Genomic DNA, 17,744 nt, shown 5'->3' on the forward strand with positions numbered 1-17,744 from the left:
ACAGGGACAGAAGAGGAAAGCGTCCCGCGCCAGGGATGGCGCGGGCCGAGCCGTCATGGATGACAGCTTTTGCGTCTTTCCGATCTGGCCCTGTCCCCTGCGCAGGCGCGGTCTTCCCGCTATGACAGGCTGCCTTTCCAGTCAGAACAGCTGAGTGAACGGCGGCGTATTCATTAAAATGCCGAGGAACAGCACCATCCCGACATAGTTGTTATTGAGGAAAGCCTGGAAACAGGGCTGACGTTCGCGCCCGGCTATCAGCTTCTGCTGATAAACAAACAGGGCGGCAGCCAGCAGCAGCGTCCAGTAGAAGGCGCTGTTCAGGTGCAGCATCGTCCCCACCGACGCCATCAGCAGCAGGGTTGCCAGTTGCAGCAGACCAATAATCAGCTTGTCGAAGCGACCAAATAAAATGGCGGTCGACTTCACCCCAATCTTCAGGTCATCGTCCCTGTCCACCATCGCATACTGCGTATCGTAAGCAACCGTCCAGCAGATGTTGGCAATGAATACCAGCCAGCAGACCAGAGGTAAGGACTCACTAACTGCACACCAGGCCATAGGGATTGCCCAGCCAAATGCGGCCCCCAGTACGACCTGCGGCAGATGGGTATAGCGCTTCATAAAGGGATAGACCCAGGCCAGCGCCAGCCCCACCACGGAAAGCATGATGGTCATCAGGTTCATGGTCAGCACCAGCGCAAAAGCCACCAGCCCCAGAATCACAAACAGCAGCTTTGCTTCTCTGGCACTCACCGCGCCGCTGGCCAGCGGCCGATGTCGGGTGCGCTCAACGTGACCATCCACTTTGCGATCGGCATAGTCATTGATGACACAACCCGCCGCCCGCATCACAAAGACCCCGGCCACAAACACCACCAGCACCGGTAACGGCGGCATCGCCATGTCAGCCAGCCAGAGTGCCCAGAGCGTGGGCCACATCAGCAGCAGCGTGCCGATCGGTTTATCGATGCGCATCAGGCGGCTGTAGTCCCGCCATTTATTCATACTTAAGCTCTTTTCCACCACAAAATCCTCAGACCAGATCGCGATAGAGCGGCGATGCCGGTAAAAACAGTTCAGTCAGCAGCAGCGGCTTGCCGGAGAGGCGCAGACGCGACCGCCGTCCCCACAATGCATCAATCTGTCCGGGTTCAATAAAATCGCGGGTCAGCGTCGAAGAGGAGAAAAGATAGCGACCCAGAGGACGGGTACCCAACTGCTGCAGCATCGCCTCAGGCCCGTTGAGGGTGCTTTCCGGCACCAGGGTGCGGCCCGCCAGCCAGGGCTGATCGTCGCCGAACAGCAGCACTTCACGCAGCCAGAAGCGTTCATCATCCGGCAACAGGGCGCGTTCCTCGCCCAACTCGCTGGCATCGATAAAGCCTTCGCGCAATGGCTGAACCGTCACCCGCTGACAATGCTGTTCAAAACGGCGCGTCATTGAATCCTCTTCCATCAGCCAGTCGAGCAACGGCGGCGCAAGGGCTGCCTGCGATGAAGAAAGCCAGTTGAGCGCACCTAATAAGCTGAGCGCGTCTTGAGACATAGCACCACTCCCGGTAATTTTGAGGTCGGTAGTTTAGCGCAGAGACGCGATGCGAACACCTGCCGTCGTACCAGACGGCAGGTGAATTATTCGCGTTTCAGCCGGTTGCTGTTTGCCAGCCACAGCGTAATGACCAGCATCAGTATCGCCGCCGAGTAGCAGAGCGTATCGAAGGGATTTTTGTGATCGACAATAATCAGGCGGATGATCGCCGTAATGCCGATGTAGACAAAATAGCGCAGCGGAAAGTGATAGCCGGACTGAAAGTACTTCACAATCAGGGCAATAAATTCGAAGTAGAGGAAATAGATCACGATTCCCTCAATCAGCAGATAGGAAGAGGCCTGCTCGCCGGTATTAAACAGCACGTTTGCCAGATGGATCGTCTCTTTGCCTAAAAAGACGATCAGGATGATCGCCAGACTCAGCAGGCCCACATTCAGCACCCACTGCAGTGCCGTTGCAAGGTGGCGGGCCAAAGGATTTTTGTCACTCATGTTGCGCCTTAAAATGGAGTTATCAGCGCGCATCATCATGCGCGAGTGTGATGTAAATCACAATAACTCCTCAGGCTTCGACATCCACACAGAGTGCATCATAGCGCCAGTATTCACAGTCGCAGTCGATCACCGCTTTTTGCTGATTGCGGTTGATGCGGGTGATCAGCAGGCCGGGGCTGCCGGTCGCCACATTTAGCGCAGGTGCGGCAACGTCCGGCAGCGGGCCGGGCAGAATGGTAAAGCGCGCGCCACCGTAACGAATACCGTAGCGCTGGTCATAGAGGTCGGTCAGGGAGCGCGTCAGATCTTCCTCCAGCAGGCCAGGGAAAAAGTGCGGATTCAGGTAGTGTTCCACATAGAGTACCGCGCGCCCATCAATGCGCCGCAGACGGCGGATGCAGTAGACCACCGAGCCAGGGGCCAGACCCAGTGCTGTCGCCACGGCGTCCTGCGCGGCTACCTCGCCAGCCGCAATAACCTCCGTCGTCGCCCGCCGCCCCTGCTCCGTCGCCATCGCATGAAAGTGGCTGTGGTGCAGCGGGTTGTAGACCAGCCGCGGCGGCGCGATAAACCAGCCCCGACGCAGCTCACGGTAGATCATCCCCTGCGCTTCCAGCTTGCCCAGCGCTTCACGCAGCGTGATCCGCGTGGTGCTGAAAGCCTCGCTTAAGGCGCGTTCCGCCGGCAACCGCCCGCTCTGAAACTCGCCATCCCGGATACGGCTCAGCAGTGCACTGGCGATCGCCTCCGCCGTTTTGAGTGCGATTGACTCCACAACAGTAGCCTCATTCTGGTGCGACTCCGCACTATAACTGTTCAGGTTAACGCGCCTGTGACGGGCGGATGACCCGGGTCTGCTGCCTTTCTTCCCCCGTATCGCGCGGTTCTGTCATAAATCGTTCATATACAGGGGCTACATTGGCTCGGTTCTTGCTGGACTAGACCAGTCAGGCCCCTCAACTTACACCCGGAGCAACTGAGATGAAAGCGTTTATCGCCTCTGTAGTAGCCAGTGCTGTAGTGCTCACCCTGCCCGTCGCGCAGGCCGCCGATAACGACCTCGCCGCGCTGGAAAAAGCGGCGCGCAGTGAAGGCCAGGTCAACAGCGTCGGGATGCCGGACAGCTGGGCCAACTGGAAGGAGACCTGGAGCGATCTCAATAGCAAATATGGCCTTAAGCACAGCGACACCGATATGTCATCGGCGCAGGAGCTGGCGAAATTTGATGCGGAGAAAGATAACGCCAGCGCTGACATCGGCGACGTCGGCGCGGCCTTTGGCCCCATCGCCGTGGCGAAAGGGCTGACGCAGCCATATAAACCGACCCACTGGGATCAGATCCCGGCCTGGGCCAAAGATAAAGAGGGTCACTGGGCGCTGGCCTATACCGGCACCATCGCTTTCCTGATCGACAAGCAGCAGGTTAAGGATATCCCCCACAGCTGGGCCGATCTGAAAAAAGGTAAGTATGTGGTTACTATCGGTGATGTCGGCGTGGCAGCTCAGGCAGCCAACGGTGTGCTGGCGGCAAACTATGCATTAGGCGGCGACGAGAAGAACCTGAAACCGGCGCTGGCTTTCTTTGCTGACCTGGCAAAACAGGGGCGTCTTGGCGTGACCGATCCGGTGATCGCCAACATCGAAAAAGGGGAAGTGCAGATGGCGGTGGTGTGGGACTTTAACGCCCTTAACTACCGTGACCAGATTGATAAAAGCCGCTACGAAGTGGTGATCCCTTCTGACGGTTCTGTGACTTCCGGTTACACCACCCTCATCAATAAATATGCGAAACATCCTGCCGCGGCAAAACTGACGCGCGAATATATCTTCTCAGACCAGGGTCAGATTAACCTGGCGAAGGGCTATGCCCGTCCGATTCGTGCCGAGCATCTGACGCTGCCTGCGGATGTTCAGGCTCGCCTGCTGCCGCAGTCAGAGTACAAAAATGCCCGCCCGGTTAAAGATCAGGCCGCCTGGGATAAATCGTCAAAAATGCTGCCGCGCCTGTGGCAGGAAAACGTCATCATCAACATGCAGCAGTAACCTGCGGCGGGGAGAGGAAATGAAGACTATCCTGGTGGTGCTGGATGGGCTGAGCAATCAGGTCGCACAACATGCAATGGGTTATCTGCATGCCGAATGTTCGCAGGGCAACGGCTTTTACTACCGTCTGACCTGTGAACTGCCCTCGCTGTCGCGGCCGCTTTATGAGTGCATTCTGACCGGCGTCCCGCCGGTCAGAAGCGGCATTATTCACAATGGCGTCAGCCGGTTAAGTCGCGAGCGTAGCATCTTTCACTTTGCCCGTGCGGCGGGCCTGACCACCGCGGCGGCGGCCTACCACTGGGTGAGTGAACTTTATAACCGAACCCCGTTTGTTCCGGCGCGCGATCGTCATACGGACGCACCGGAACTGCCGATTCAGTATGGTCATTTTTACTCTGACGACAGCTATCCCGATTCGCATCTGTTTGAAGACGCAGAGAGCCTGCGGCTGCGTCACGATCCCGACTTTCTGCTGATCCACCCGATGAACATCGACGACGCCGGTCATAAATCGGGCCTCTCCTCACCGCAGTACCGCAACCGGGCGCGCATCGCCGACGGCCTGCTGTCGCAGTGGATGCCGCTGTGGCTGGCCGAGGGCTATCAGGTGATGGTGACCGCCGATCACGGTATGAATGACGATCGCTCCCATGGCGGCATTCTGCCTGAGGAGACTACGGTGCCGCTGTTTGTCTTTGGCCGGGCCTTCTCGCTGCAGCCTGACCTGGCACCGCAGCAGACCGATCTGTGCGGCACCCTGTGCGAACTGCTTGAGGTACCGCATGACAAACCGGTCTGCCGCGGACTGCTGGCGGAGCCACCGAGATGAGGAGAAAAGGCTTTGCCCTGCTGCTGCTGCTGCCGTTTGCCCTGTTCTGGGTCGCCTTTCAGCTGGCACCGCTGCTGTGGATCGCCATCAACAGCTTCTGGAGTGAGATGAACAGCCAGTGGGGCTGGGATAATTATCACGACATCCTGACCTCGCCCTTTTATCAGCAGGCGTTTCGTTTTTCGCTCGATATTTCGCTCTGGTCAAGCGTCTATGGATTAGTGATTGCGCTGGTTACCGGCTACTCCCTGCACCAGCTCGGCGGCGGGCGGCTGCAGCGTTTCCTGCTCTCCTTTACCAACATGACCAGCAATTTTGCCGGTGTACCGCTCGCCTTCGCCTTTGTGATCCTGCTGGGGCTGAACGGCTGTCTGACGCTGCTGCTGCGTCACTACGGGCTGATTGAGAGCTTCCGGCTCTTTTCGCGCAACGGCATGGTGCTGGTCTACACCTGGTTCCAGATCCCGCTGGGCGTGCTGCTGCTCTACCCGGCGTTCGACGGGCTGAAGAAAGAGTGGCAGGAGTCAGCGGCTCTGCTGGGGGCCAGCCGCTGGCACTATGGGTGGCACATCGCCCTGCCGATTCTGTTTCCGGCGCTGCTTGGCACCTTTGTTATGCTGCTGGCGAACGCGCTGGGGGCTTACGCCACCATTTATGCCCTGACTACCGGAAACTTTAACGTGGTGCCGGTGCGCATCGCCGCGCTGGTTTCCGGGGATATCTCGCTGGACCCCAACACCGGCAGCGCGCTGGCGATGCTGCTGGTAGCGATTATGGCGCTGATCACCCTGGTGCAGCAGTATCTGGTGCGCCGCAGCTATCTCAACGCGAAACAGCCCTGAAGGAGCCGTCATGTCACCTGCTGAGCGCCTGTATCACCGGATAATGGTTGGGTTACTTTTTCTCCTGCTGGCCCTGCCGCTGGCGGCCACGCTGCTCTATGCGATCGCCTCTGACTGGAGTAATACCATTCTGCCGCAGGGCTATAGCCTGAAGTGGTTCATCCAGCTCTGGAGTGACCCGCGTTTTCTGACGGCGCTGGGCCATTCCCTGCTGATTTGCTTTGGTGCGCTGCTCTTTTCGCTGCTGCTGGTGCTGCCTGCCATGTTTGTAATCGCTTACTACTATCCACGGCTGGATGCGGTGATGAACATTCTGATCCTGATGCCCTTCGCCGTGCCGCCGGTGGTCTCGTCAGTGGGTTTGCTGCAGCTCTACTCTTCCTCCCCGCTGATGCTGACCGGCACACCCTGGATACTGATTGGCTGTTATTTCACCATCGCGCTGCCCTTTATCTATCGGGCGCTGGCGAACAATATGCAGGCCATCAACCTGAAAGAGCTGATCGACGCCGCGCAGCTGCTGGGTGCCAGCACCTGGCAGGCGGCACTCTGGGTGGTGCTGCCCAACCTGCGCAAAGGGATGCTGATTGCGGTCCTGCTCTCCTTCTCTTTTCTGATTGGCGAATTTGTCTTTGCTAACCTGCTGGTCGGCAACCGCTATGAAACCCTGCAGGTCTATCTCTACAACATGCGCAACGGCAGCGGTCACTTCACCAGCGCGCTGGTGATCTCCTATTTCTTTGTGGTGCTGCTGGTTACCTGGCTGGCTAACGCCCTGAATCCCGAACGAGGCTGAGTATGAGTTATCTTGAGGTCAGATCGCTGAATAAACGCTATGGGCCCACCCCCATTTTCGAGGAGATCGATTTCAGCGCGGCAGAAGGTGAGTTTGTTACCCTGCTCGGCCCCAGCGGCTGCGGTAAATCGACGCTGCTGCGCTGCCTGGCCGGTTTAACCGGCGTCGACAGCGGCGAAATCCGACTGGCCGGTCACGATATTGTGCCGCTGGCGCCGCAGAAGCGCGCCATCGGTATGGTGTTCCAGAGCTACGCACTCTTTCCCAACATGACGGTAGAGAAAAACGTCGCGTTTGGCCTGACGATGCAGAAGCTGCCCGACGCAGAGATCCGCCAGCGGGTGCCGGAGGTGCTGGAGCTGGTGGAGCTCAGCGACTATGCGCGCCGTTATCCGCATCAGCTGTCGGGCGGACAGTGTCAGCGCGTGGCTCTGGCGCGCTCGCTGGTGACGCGTCCGCGTCTGCTGCTGCTGGATGAGCCACTGTCGGCGCTGGATGCGCGAATCCGTCGCCATCTGCGCGATCAAATCCGCCGCATCCAGCGCGAGCTGAACCTCACGACCCTTTTCGTCACCCACGATCAGGAGGAGGCGCTGACGCTCTCCGATCGTATTGTGCTGATGAACCGGGGTAAAATCGTGCAGAACGGCGATGCCGAAGCGCTCTACACCCAGCCGGCTGACCTCTTCGCCGCCGGGTTTATCGGTAACTACAACCTGCTCAGCGCTGAGCAGGCGACGCGGCTGACCGGCCAGCCTTTTCACAGCCAGGTGGCGATTCGTCCGGAATCGATGCAGTTCATGGCGCAGGGCCAGGGCATTCCTGCGGTCATCCTCAGCCACAGCCTGCTGGGCAATGTCATCCGCTACCGTATCCGGGCGCAGGATGTGGAACTTTCGGTGGATGTGCTTAACCGATCGGCGGCGGATTTGCATCCCGCTGGCAGTCAGATTGGTCTACAATTAGCGATGTCGACTTTGCGCCAGGTGGCTTAAAACACAGGAAAAAATCAGGCAAAGCACGGCAATCCCTTTTCACAGATTGCTCTCTCCGTCAGGCTGGCAGTCTGTGCTTTAAGCCTGACTCTGGAGGAGCAACCCCCCGTGTTAACTCTGCTTAATTTACTCTCCGCCGTGGCCCTGCTGGTCTGGGGCACGCATATCGTCCGCACCGGCATCATGCGGGTTTACGGCGCCGATCTGCGCCGCGTCCTCAGCCGCAGCATAGAAAAGAAACCGATGGCCTTTCTGGCAGGCATTGGTGTGACCACGCTGGTGCAGAGCAGCAATGCCACCACCCTGCTGGTCACCTCCTTTGTGGCGCAGAATCTGGTCAGCCTGACCCCCGCGCTGGTGGTGATCCTGGGGGCGGATGTCGGCACCGCGATCATGGCGCGTATCCTGACGTTTGATCTCTCCTGGCTCTCGCCGCTGTTTATCTTTTTTGGCGTGGTCTTCTTTCTCAGCCGTAAGCAGACCCGAGCCGGACAGCTAGGCCGGGCCAGTATCGGACTGGGTCTGATCCTGCTGGCACTGCAGCTGATTGTTGAAGCCGCCCGCCCGATTACCCAGGCCGCCGGGGTCCAGGTGCTCTTCTCCAGCCTGACCGGCGATGTGATGCTCGATGCCCTGCTGGGCGCGGTCTTCGCCATTATCAGTTACTCCAGCCTGGCTGCGGTGCTGATCACCGCCACGCTGACCGCCACCGGGGTGATCTCTTTCAAGGTGGCGCTCTGTCTGGTGATTGGTGCCAACCTGGGCAGCGGCCTGCTGGCCCTGATCAACGCCAGCGGCTCCAATGCGGCGGGCAAGCGCGTGGCGCTCGGCAGCCTGCTGTTTAAGCTGATCGGCTGCGTGGTGATCCTGCCCTTTGTCGATATCGTGGCGACATGGCTGGATAAGCTGCCGGTGAACGATGAAGAGCTGGTGATCTTCTTCCACGTCTTCTACAACCTGGTTCGCTGCGTGGCGATGGTGCCCTTTGCTGACCTGATGGCGCGCCTCTGCCGTCGTCTCATCGCCGACGATGTGGACACCGCTCTGCAGCTGAAACCGAAGCATCTTGACCGCAGCGCGCTGGATACCCCGGCGCTCGCCCTGGTGAATGCCGCCCGCGAGGCGCTGCGCATGGGCGACGTGCTGGAGCAGATGCTGGAGGCGTTTAATAAGGTGATGCATGGGGAATCGCGCGAGGAGCGCACGGTGCGGCGGCTGGATGATGATGTCGATGTGCTCTACACCGCCATCAAACTCTATCTGGCGCGGATGCCGAAAGAGGATCTGCCGGAAGAGGATTCGCGACGCTGGGGGGAAATCATTGAGATGTCGCTCAATCTGGAGCAGGCCGGCGACATCATTGAACGGATGAGCGGTGATGTAGCGGATAAGTCGCTGGCGGCGGGCCGCGCCTTCTCAGCCGAGGGACTGAAAGAGCTGGAAGGCCTGCAGGAGCTGCTGATTAGCAACCTCAGAATGAGTCTGTCGGTGTTTCTGTCGCACGATGTCACCAGTGCCAAACGGCTGCGCCGAGCGAAACATCGTTTCCGTCTGATGATTCGCCGCTACTCGCACGCGCACGTTGACCGCCTGCATCAGCAGAACGTGCAGAGTATTGAGACCAGTTCGCTGCACCTCGGTTTGCTCGGTGACATGAAGCGTCTCAACTCACTGTTCTGCAGCGTCGCCTATACCGTGCTGGAGCAGCCCGACGATGAGCGTGATTATGAATAAGCGCGCAGAGGAGGGAAACCTCTGCGCGCCATCGGTGTTACGGCTTCTTGATCGGCTTTCCGGACCAGTAGCCCGCCAGCAGTGAACCTGACAGGTTGTGCCACACCGAGAACAGCGCGCCCGGCAGGGCCGCCAGCGGCGAGAAGTAGAGCTTGCCCAGCGTCGCCGCCAGACCGGAGTTCTGCATCCCGACCTCCAGCGCCAGCGTGCGGCAGGTTGACTCATCAAAGCCAAACAGCTTGCCTCCCCAGTAACCGCCCAGCAGGCCAATGGCGTTATGCAGGATCACAGCGGCGATCACCATCAGGCCCACCGATCCGATAAAGCTCTGACTGCCCGCCACAACTGCGCTGATGATCAGCAGAATACAGATCATTGAAAACGCAGGCAGCCAGGGCTCGACCCGGCGAACCACGCTGTTCATGCTGTGATGAATGATCAGCCCGAGGCTGATCGGGATCACCACGATTTTCACGATGCTCAGCAGCATCCCCACCACATCCACCTGAATATGGGTGTCCACATAAAAGCGGGTCAGCAGCGGCGTGGCGAATACGCCCACCAGCGCCGAGACGGAGGAGATCGTGACCGACAGCGCCACATCCCCCTTCGCCAGATAGATCATCACGTTGCTGGCGGTGCCGCTGGCGACGCTGCCGACCAGAATCATCCCCGCAGCGAGATCGGGCGGCATATGGAACAGTTTTGCCAGCGCCCAGGCAGCTAACGGCATCACCAGATAGTGCAGAAAGGTACCGGCAATTACGGGTGCGGGGCGGGTCAGCACCCGTTTAAAATCGTCAATATTGAGCGTCACGCCCATGCCAAACATGATCAGCATCAGCAGATACGTGACCCACGGCCCGATGCCAAGAAACGTTCCGGGCGAGTAATACGCGGCGACAGATAACAGCACGGCCCAGAGCGGGAACAGGCGGGTTAAAGTGGCGAGCATGGCCAGACTTCCTTATAAGAGTGTTGTGTTTTATGCAGAGTTGCCCCTGAAGCACGCCATACAGGAACGACTGCTGACGCGGGCGGGATCATAACATTTCGTTATCACGACGTAAGGCGAACATGCGGCGGGGCGGGAAAATGCGGATCGACTGCTGCCGATCCGCTGCAAATCGACGAAATTACGCTGCTTTATCCTCTAAACTGCGGTAGATCACACCACCCACCACACCACCGATAACCGGCATCAGCCAGAACATCCACAGTTGTGAGAGTGCCCAGTCCCCCTGGAACAGGGCTACTGCCGTGCTGCGAGCCGGGTTAACCGAGGTGTTGGTCACCGGAATCGTCACCAGATGAATCAGGGTTAACGCCAGGCCAATCGCAATCGGCGCAAAGCCTTTCGGCGCGCGTTCGCTGGTCGCCCCCATGATGACGATCAGGAAGATGGCTGTCATCACGACTTCGCTGATCATGCCCGCCTGCAGGCTGAAGCCGCCCGGCGAATGCGCGCCGTAACCATTCGCCGCGAAGCCGCTGGCGGCGGCACTGAACTCGCCTCTGCCGCTGGCGATCAGCCAGAGCACCGCACCCGCCGCAATGCCACCCGCCAGCTGCGCGAGGATGTAAGGGATAGCCTGCGCCGCGGGAAAACGTCCGCCTGCCACCAGGCCCAGGGTGACCGCCGGGTTAAAATGACCGCCTGAAATGTGTCCGACCGCATAGGCCATGACCAGCACGCTCAACCCGAACGCCAGCGCCACGCCCAGAAAGCCGTTGCCCAGCTGCGGAAACGCGGCAGACAGCACGGCACTCCCGCAACCGCCCGCCACCAGCACAAAGGTGCCCAGCGCTTCTGCGATTAACCTTTTCATGATATTTCCTGTGATTGGGTGAATGGATTTTGCGGCGGGATTATAAAACTGCGCAGACGGATAGCAACGCAAGCACATGAAATGGCAGGATAAAAGGGTTGCCATTTGGCAACAGGGAATAATAACCCTTTGTAAAGAGGGGATTTATCCGGGATGAGGTAACGCGTGGGAAAACCGGCCAGGGTGACCCGGCCGGACGCTTTCTCAGGCCGCGCTGAGGCGGCCTGAGAAAACAGAGAGGCTTACTCGAACAGATTGCGGTGCAGCGTACGCACCACGCTTTCTGCATCGTTGCCCGGCACCAGGAAGCAGAGGTTGTAGCTGCTGGCACCGTAGCAAATCATGCGCAGGTTGAACGGGTCGAGCACACCAAACACCTCTTTGCCAACGCCGCAGGCTTTAGAGAGCTGGTTGCCGATAATCGCCACCAGCGCCAGATCTTCTTCTACTTCTACCCGGCAGAGCGACGAGAGTTCCGTCAGCAGCGCCTGGGTCAGCAGGCTGGCACTGGTAGAGGTGGAGCCGGTGGTGTCGAGCGTCAGCGCCACGCTCACTTCCGAGGTGGTGATCAGATCGACCGAGACGTTGTGGCGCGCCAGAATGTTGAACAGTTCGGCGAGGAAACCAAACGTATGCAGCATGTTCAGGCTGTGCAGCGTTAACAGCGTCTGCTTGCGGCGCAACGCCAGCGCCCGGAACAGCGGCGGGTTGCGGGTTTCGTTGCAGACGCGGGTTCCTCCCGCGGCCGGATCCTTGCTGGAGCCGACAAAGACCGGGATACCGCGGCGTACGGCGGGCAGCAGCGTGGCCGGATGCAGGACTTTCGCGCCAAACGTCGCCATTTCAGCGGCTTCTTCAAAGGTGATTTCATCAATACGCTTCGCGGTCGGCACCACGCGCGGATCGGTGGTGTAGATACCCGGCACATCGGTCCAGATATCCACACGCGCCGCGTGAAGGGCTTCGCCGAGCAGCGCGGCGGTGTAATCACTGCCGCCACGGCCTAACGTGGTGGTGCGCCCTTCACTTTCACTGCCGATGAAGCCCTGGGTCACAACCAGCGCCTGCGCGATGCGCGGCTGCAGCTGCTCCGTCGCCTGCCTTGCCAGCACGTCGACGTCCGGCACAGCCCGGCCAAAGCGATCGTCGGTGCGCAGCACTCTGCGAACGTCAAACCACTCCGCATTGACCTGGCGTTCACGCAGAATTTCAACAAACAGCAGGGAGGACATCAGCTCGCCGTGACTGACCAGTTCATCGGTCAGGGCACTTGAGGTGGCCAGCGAAGCGGCTTCGGAGAGCATACTGATATTGTCGATCATCCGATCGATTTCATCGCGGATCACATCCGGACGCTGCAGACGATCCACAATGGCATACTGGATACGGCGGATATCATCGAGCAGAACGGCACGCTGGGCAGCGGGCTGGCCTTCAGCCAGCGAAACCAGCAGATTGGTGATGCCCGCTGAGGCGGAAAGCACCACCAGACGGGTGCTGGCATCCTGCAGCACCACATCAGCGCTGCGATTCATCGCTTCAAAATCAGCGACGCTGGTGCCGCCAAATTTTGCCACAATCAGTGTTTGAGACATGTAGTAGAACCTCGTGTCAGGTTATCTTGTTCCCGCCATTGAGAAAGGGGTCGGGAAACATTCTTTCAGCCAGGCACAAGGAAAGAGCAGAAACGGGCAGACCAGATCGGGTAGACGAGTCACCCAGAAGCGCCCCACCTTGCGAAACGTCGACTGCACGTTTCTGGTGACAACCCAGAGGATTCAGCCCCTGTAGCCGACAGGCAACACACCGCGTGCTGACCCACCTCGGCGTCGCTCCCCATCATGTGTTTTCGCCGGATACGGTTCCTCCAACACACTGCCTGGGCGACGCGCCTCTTCTGGCTTGCGCACAGGTGCGCAAGTAGGCGCATACATTTAGCCTTTTCTGGCCCTGCTGTCAATGTCAGCATGGCTGGCGCGCCGCATCAGAAAACAAATCTGCCTGCGCCACAGCGTCTAGAGTGCTGGATGGGTTCAGCCCGGCGCGCCCTTTTTTCTGCGAAGCTTAATGGGTTCAGCCGTTGCATTCATTCCTGATTCGGCACAACGTTTTGTACGGCCTTTCGCGTCACACTCGGTCGGACGTTGTCACCGCCCTCTCCGGCTGTTCGCGCCAGTGAATGCTGGCGACAGGATGCGGGCTTTCCGCTCCCCAGCCCGGAGCGCGCTGACAAAATTTTTCCTTTCAGTTACAACTGTGGTCATACTGAAACGCTAAACGGGGTCGATGTGACCCGATGGGATGACGGTTCTTTTTATCAACAAGAGTGTTGCCATGAAAAATATCAATCCGACACAAACCGCAGCCTGGAAAGCGCTGCAACAGCATTTTGAGCAGATGAAATCGGTGGAAATTGCCGATCTGTTTGCTGAGGATGCCGATCGTTTTGCCAAATTCTCTGCCACCTTTGATGATCAGATGCTGGTGGATTTCTCTAAAAACCGCATCACCCAGGAAACCCTCGATAAGTTACAGGCGCTGGCCAGAGAGACCGATCTCAGCGGTGCCATTAAGTCTATGTTCTCGGGTGAGAAGATTAACCGGACCGAAGATCGTGCGGTGCTGCACGTCGCGCTGCGTAACCGCAGCAACACCCCGATTCTGGTGGATGGCAAAGATGTGATGCCGGAAGTGAACGCGGTGCTGGATAAGATGAAAGGCTTCTCCGAGCGTATCATCAGCGGCGAGTGGAAAGGCTATACCGGTAAAGCGATTACGGACGTGGTAAACATCGGTATCGGCGGCTCCGACCTCGGCCCGTTCATGGTGACTGAGGCGCTGCGCCCGTATAAAAACCACCTGAACATGCACTTTGTTTCTAACGTTGACGGCACCCACATCGCCGAAACGCTGAAAGATCTCAGCCCGGAAACCACCCTGTTCCTGGTCGCATCGAAGACCTTTACCACGCAGGAAACCATGACCAACGCCCACAGTGCGCGTGACTGGTTCCTGAAAACGGCTGGCGATCAGCAGCACGTGGCGAAACACTTTGCGGCGCTCTCCACCAACGCCAAAGCGGTGGGCGAGTTTGGCATCGACACCAACAACATGTTTGAATTCTGGGACTGGGTCGGCGGTCGCTATTCGCTCTGGTCTGCCATCGGCCTGTCGATCATTCTCTCTATCGGTTTCGATAACTTCGAGCAGCTGCTGAGCGGCGCACACGCCATGGATCAGCACTTCGCCTCGACGCCTGCTGAACAGAACCTGCCGGTGCTGCTGGCGCTGATTGGTATCTGGTACAACAACTTCTTTGGTGCCGAAACCGAAGCGATCCTGCCTTACGACCAGTACATGCACCGCTTTGCGGCCTATTTCCAGCAGGGAAATATGGAGTCAAACGGCAAGTATGTGGATCGCGACGGTCACCCGGTGGACTACCAGACCGGTCCTATTATCTGGGGCGAACCGGGCACCAACGGTCAGCATGCGTTCTATCAGCTGATCCATCAGGGAACCAAGCTGGTGCCGTGTGACTTTATTGCCCCCGCCATCAGCCATAACGCCCTCGCCGACCACCATCCGAAGCTGCTTTCCAACTTCTTTGCGCAGACCGAAGCGCTGGCCTTTGGTAAGTCACGCGACGTCGTGGAGAAAGAGTTTACGGATGCCGGTAAATCTGCAGAGTCCGTGGCCCATATCGTGCCGTTCAAAGTCTTTGAAGGTAACCGCCCGACCAACTCTATCCTGCTGCGTGAGATTACCCCATTCAGCCTGGGTGCGCTGATTGCCCTGTATGAACATAAAATCTTCACTCAGGGTGCCATCCTGAATATCTTCACCTTCGATCAGTGGGGTGTGGAATTAGGGAAGCAACTGGCGAACCGCATTCTGCCGGAACTGGAAAATGATGAACAGATTACCAGTCATGACAGTTCCACTAATGCCTTAATTAATCGCTACAAGTCCTGGCGTTAATCAGCTTTAAATTAATCAGGCGGCACATTTGCCGCCTTTTTTTGTCTCTGTTTACGCCCTGTCTGGTACTTTATGGATATACAGACCGTCACTGGCGCGGGAAAATTCCGAAAGTCACCTAAGACAATTCTGAACATTGCCGGATCATACCCGCCAACACCCAGTATAAAATGGACCTGAAAAGCGTCGTTACCCTGGGTTAACCCTTGATTCATAATCCTATTTAATTTTAGCAATCCTGAGTAAATTCTGATTATTCTTATTCCGTACCAGATATTAATAAAAGAGAACATTACGCTTTGCAATTCTTTAACCCGCAGCGAAATATCTGGCATCAGGCCGAAATACTCCGATATAAAAGGCGGTTATCTCCAATCCGACTGATTAAATCACGCCATCATCTCCTTCGCCGCCCTGGTTTTTATAGCGCTGAACTCTGATATTTTGTTGCCCTATAATGAACGCGCCCGCAATGGGACTGCCTGTCGCTCTGGTCATAGCTTGTCTGTATAGCCAGGGTCGTCAGGCGGAGATCCTTCATTCACTCAATGCAGGAAACGTTGTTATGAAAAAAACTATGGTTGCCGGTGCAGCCCTGATCCTCGTTGCCGCCTCATCCAGCGCCTTTGCCGCGCCGGAAGAAGCGGGTTCCGCAGCTGGCGCGCAGGCGGGAGCAATCTCGTCCGGCACGTCGACCGCTGTCGGTATCGGTGCGCTGGGCGCGCTGGTCGGGATCGGGATCGCCGCTTCTGGCGGTGGTGACGGTGCAAATACCGGTACAACAACCACAACCACGACGAGCACAACTCGTTGATGGAAACCCGAAACGCGTCTGATTGCTGACCGGTGACTCACGGGCAACGCTGACGTTTCAGCGACGCCACGCGGTCCGCCGTTTTGCCGCCAGACGTAACGGGCAGAGCACCTTTAAACATAACCACACGTCTGTGTGGTTATTTTTACTTTGGCATGACTTATCAGGGACACACAGTGCGCCAACTTCCTCTGCTGCTCGCTTGCCTGCTGCTGCAGGCCTGTACACAAACGCAAAAAGGTCTTGAACAGACCCTGCTGCTCGCGGTTAACGGTCCTGACGACGTCACCGTAACCGATCAACAGGTCAACAATCTGCCCTACGCCAGTCTCTATGCCCGGCTGAATGAGGGACCGCGTATTTTCGTGGTGCTGGGCTACAACGAGAATGGTCAGCAGAAATGGGTGACTCAGGATCAGGCGATGCTGGTCACACAGCATGGGCGCCTGGTAAAAACCCTGGGCTTACCGGATAACCTGCTGAGCGTCAGCAATCTGCAGCAGGACCCGCTGGCTGCCCCCCTTCACCTCAGCAATGGCGCAGGCTGGACCCGCATCGTGCAGTGGACCGAACAGGGCAAGGTTCGCGGCGCGACCGTGCGTTCCACCTTTGCGCGCGGCACCGATGAAGTCCTGACCCTCGCGGGCAACCGCATTCCCTGCCGCGTCTGGCATGAGCAGGTGAGCATCGACAGCAGTAACCGCAAGTGGGAAAACACCTTCTGGATCGATAACAGCAGCGGCGATGTGGTGCAGGCCCATCAGATGCTGGCGGCAGATGCCTTCCCTGTAGACACCACTATTCTGAAGCCGGCGAAATCATGAAAAAAATAACATTTTTGCTGGCCGGGCTGAGCCTGCTCAGCACCGCAGGCGCGCAGGCGACGGCGCAGGTGATTGTCCACGCACCGCATAATGGCGGTCAGGCTGAACTGAGCCAGATTGCCGATCTCGCCCAGCTGGTGACGCTTCCTCCGCTGCAGGCGAACACGGACTGGCGTCGTACTTTTATTGCCGAGCGCGGTGCCAGCGCCGTGGCACAGCAGCACTATCAACAGACGCTGGGCGAGCTGCACGCGTGGCGTGCCGACAGCAGTGGCGACCGGGCGGCGGCCATTGATGAGGTGATCCGCCAGCTGAGTGCGATCAGGGTAACAGGCCGCCAGTTTACCTCGCTCGACCCGGACTGGATCCGTCTGCATCCGGCAGACAACCGTCGTCTGGAAGGCAGCTATGACCTCTGGCTGCAAACCCCGTCCGATTCCGTGCTGCTGCTCGGCGCGCTGAGTGGGGCAGGCAAAGTGAGCTGGCAACCGGGAAAATCCGTACGTGACTATCTTGAGGGACATTCGTTACTTTCCGGGGCAGAACGCAATTTTGTTACGGTGATTGCCCCGTCGGGTGCCACGCAGCAGGTGCCGGTAGCGTACTGGAATCATCGCCATGTGGAAGTGGAGCCAGGCAGCATTATCTGGCTCGGCTTTTCATCGTGGAGCCTGCCAGGTGCCTATGAAGATCTCAACGATCGCCTTCTCTCCGTACTGACTCACCGGATACCAGACTGATGAAAAAACGTTATCTCTTCAGCCTGCTGGCTGTTTCCGTGGCGGCAGCCTGTCAGGCGCAGGCTGACACCTGGCCTGCGCCGGTGGGACCTTCACAATCTGATTTTGGCGGCGTGGGCCTGATGCAGGTGCCGACCGCGCGCATGGCCAGAGAGGGGGAGTTCAGCCTCAATGCCCGCGACAACGATCAGTATCGCTACTACTCCGCATCGCTGCAGCTCTTCCCGTGGCTGGAGACGACCGTGCGTTACACCGACGTGCGTAC

The 17,744-nt window shown here is 58.3% G+C and carries 18 protein-coding genes and 1 riboswitch; of the genes, 11 read left to right on the forward strand and 7 right to left on the reverse strand.

Features of this window, described 5'->3' with window-relative positions:
- Nucleotides 1-141 precede the first annotated feature (141 nt).
- From ubiA to FJW00_RS00895, 4 genes are all read right to left on the reverse strand, one after another.
- Nucleotides 142-1,008: a 4-hydroxybenzoate octaprenyltransferase gene (gene ubiA / locus FJW00_RS00880; protein ID WP_009092617.1), complete on the reverse strand. Its 867-nt coding sequence runs from the start codon at nt 1,006-1,008 to the stop codon at nt 142-144.
- A gap of 28 nt (nt 1,009-1,036) precedes the next feature.
- Nucleotides 1,037-1,549, reverse strand: coding sequence for a chorismate lyase (ubiC, locus tag FJW00_RS00885; RefSeq protein WP_140922792.1), 513 nt, complete (start codon nt 1,547-1,549; stop codon nt 1,037-1,039).
- 86 nt (nt 1,550-1,635) lie between these two features.
- Complete coding sequence (gene psiE / locus FJW00_RS00890) at nt 1,636-2,046, reverse strand: phosphate-starvation-inducible protein PsiE (RefSeq protein WP_009092619.1); 411 nt, start codon at nt 2,044-2,046, stop codon at nt 1,636-1,638.
- A 70-nt stretch (nt 2,047-2,116) separates the two neighbouring features.
- Entirely contained in the window at nt 2,117-2,824 is a 708-nt protein-coding gene (locus FJW00_RS00895) for a UTRA domain-containing protein (RefSeq protein WP_009092620.1), read from the reverse strand.
- 206 nt (nt 2,825-3,030) lie between these two features.
- On the opposite strand from FJW00_RS00895, the gene FJW00_RS00900 reads away from it, so the two are divergent.
- The 6 genes from FJW00_RS00900 to FJW00_RS00925 all read left to right on the forward strand — a co-directional run bounded on the left by FJW00_RS00900 (nt 3,031) and on the right by FJW00_RS00925 (nt 9,291).
- Complete coding sequence (locus tag FJW00_RS00900) at nt 3,031-4,092, forward strand: ABC transporter substrate-binding protein (protein ID WP_009092621.1); 1,062 nt, start codon at nt 3,031-3,033, stop codon at nt 4,090-4,092.
- Between the two features lie 19 nt (nt 4,093-4,111).
- Nucleotides 4,112-4,924 (forward strand): alkaline phosphatase family protein, encoded by an 813-nt coding sequence (locus tag FJW00_RS00905; RefSeq protein WP_009092622.1) that lies wholly within the window; start codon nt 4,112-4,114, stop codon nt 4,922-4,924.
- On the forward strand, nt 4,921-5,766 hold the full coding sequence (locus FJW00_RS00910) for an ABC transporter permease (RefSeq protein ID WP_140922794.1): 846 nt from the start codon (nt 4,921-4,923) through the stop codon (nt 5,764-5,766). The genes FJW00_RS00905 and FJW00_RS00910 overlap by 4 nt, the downstream gene beginning before the upstream one ends.
- 10 nt (nt 5,767-5,776) lie before the next feature.
- The gene (locus tag FJW00_RS00915) at nt 5,777-6,562 is read left to right on the forward strand and encodes an ABC transporter permease (protein ID WP_140028707.1); all 786 of its coding nucleotides are present in this window, start codon (nt 5,777-5,779) and stop codon (nt 6,560-6,562) included.
- A 2-nt stretch (nt 6,563-6,564) separates the two neighbouring features.
- A complete protein-coding gene (locus tag FJW00_RS00920; protein WP_140922796.1) occupies nt 6,565-7,557 on the forward strand; it encodes an ABC transporter ATP-binding protein in 993 nt (330 codons plus the stop codon).
- 108 nt (nt 7,558-7,665) lie between these two features.
- Nucleotides 7,666-9,291, forward strand: a complete 1,626-nt coding sequence (locus FJW00_RS00925) for a Na/Pi cotransporter family protein (RefSeq protein WP_009092626.1) — start codon at nt 7,666-7,668, stop codon at nt 9,289-9,291.
- Nucleotides 9,292-9,328: 37 nt separating this feature from the next.
- On the opposite strand, the gene panS is transcribed toward FJW00_RS00925, so the two are convergent.
- The 3 genes from panS to lysC all read right to left on the reverse strand — a co-directional run bounded on the left by panS (nt 9,329) and on the right by lysC (nt 12,715).
- Nucleotides 9,329-10,246, reverse strand: a complete 918-nt coding sequence (gene panS, locus FJW00_RS00930) for a ketopantoate/pantoate/pantothenate transporter PanS (RefSeq protein WP_009092628.1) — start codon at nt 10,244-10,246, stop codon at nt 9,329-9,331.
- Between the two features lie 181 nt (nt 10,247-10,427).
- A complete protein-coding gene (gene aqpZ, locus FJW00_RS00935) occupies nt 10,428-11,123 on the reverse strand; it encodes an aquaporin Z (RefSeq protein ID WP_309147964.1) in 696 nt (231 codons plus the stop codon).
- Nucleotides 11,124-11,362: 239 nt separating this feature from the next.
- Nucleotides 11,363-12,715: a lysine-sensitive aspartokinase 3 gene (lysC, locus tag FJW00_RS00940; RefSeq protein WP_140922800.1), complete on the reverse strand. Its 1,353-nt coding sequence runs from the start codon at nt 12,713-12,715 to the stop codon at nt 11,363-11,365.
- Between the two features lie 119 nt (nt 12,716-12,834).
- Nucleotides 12,835-13,025: riboswitch (Lysine riboswitch) on the reverse strand.
- Nucleotides 13,026-13,454: 429 nt separating this feature from the next.
- Here lysC and pgi point away from each other — a divergent pair.
- The 5 genes from pgi to FJW00_RS00965 all read left to right on the forward strand — a co-directional run.
- Nucleotides 13,455-15,101 (forward strand): glucose-6-phosphate isomerase, encoded by a 1,647-nt coding sequence (gene pgi / locus FJW00_RS00945; protein WP_009092632.1) that lies wholly within the window; start codon nt 13,455-13,457, stop codon nt 15,099-15,101.
- A 565-nt stretch (nt 15,102-15,666) separates the two neighbouring features.
- On the forward strand, nt 15,667-15,915 hold the full coding sequence (gene yjbE, locus FJW00_RS00950) for an exopolysaccharide production protein YjbE (RefSeq protein ID WP_009092634.1): 249 nt from the start codon (nt 15,667-15,669) through the stop codon (nt 15,913-15,915).
- Between the two features lie 176 nt (nt 15,916-16,091).
- Nucleotides 16,092-16,739 carry a YjbF family lipoprotein gene (locus FJW00_RS00955; RefSeq protein WP_140922802.1) on the forward strand — a complete coding sequence of 216 codons (648 nt, stop codon included), beginning with the start codon at nt 16,092-16,094 and terminating at the stop codon, nt 16,737-16,739.
- On the forward strand, nt 16,736-17,479 hold the full coding sequence (locus FJW00_RS00960) for a capsule biosynthesis GfcC family protein (RefSeq protein WP_140922804.1): 744 nt from the start codon (nt 16,736-16,738) through the stop codon (nt 17,477-17,479). Before FJW00_RS00955 ends, FJW00_RS00960 begins: the two co-directional genes overlap by 4 nt.
- Nucleotides 17,479-17,744 (forward strand): YjbH domain-containing protein (locus FJW00_RS00965; protein ID WP_140922806.1); only part of this gene is annotated, 266 nt, incomplete at its 3' end. The genes FJW00_RS00960 and FJW00_RS00965, both read left to right, overlap by 1 nt.

Origin of the sequence: Pantoea anthophila (assembly GCF_006494375.1) — a bacterium.
In the GTDB taxonomy this organism is placed as follows: Bacteria; Pseudomonadota; Gammaproteobacteria; order Enterobacterales; family Enterobacteriaceae; genus Pantoea; species Pantoea anthophila.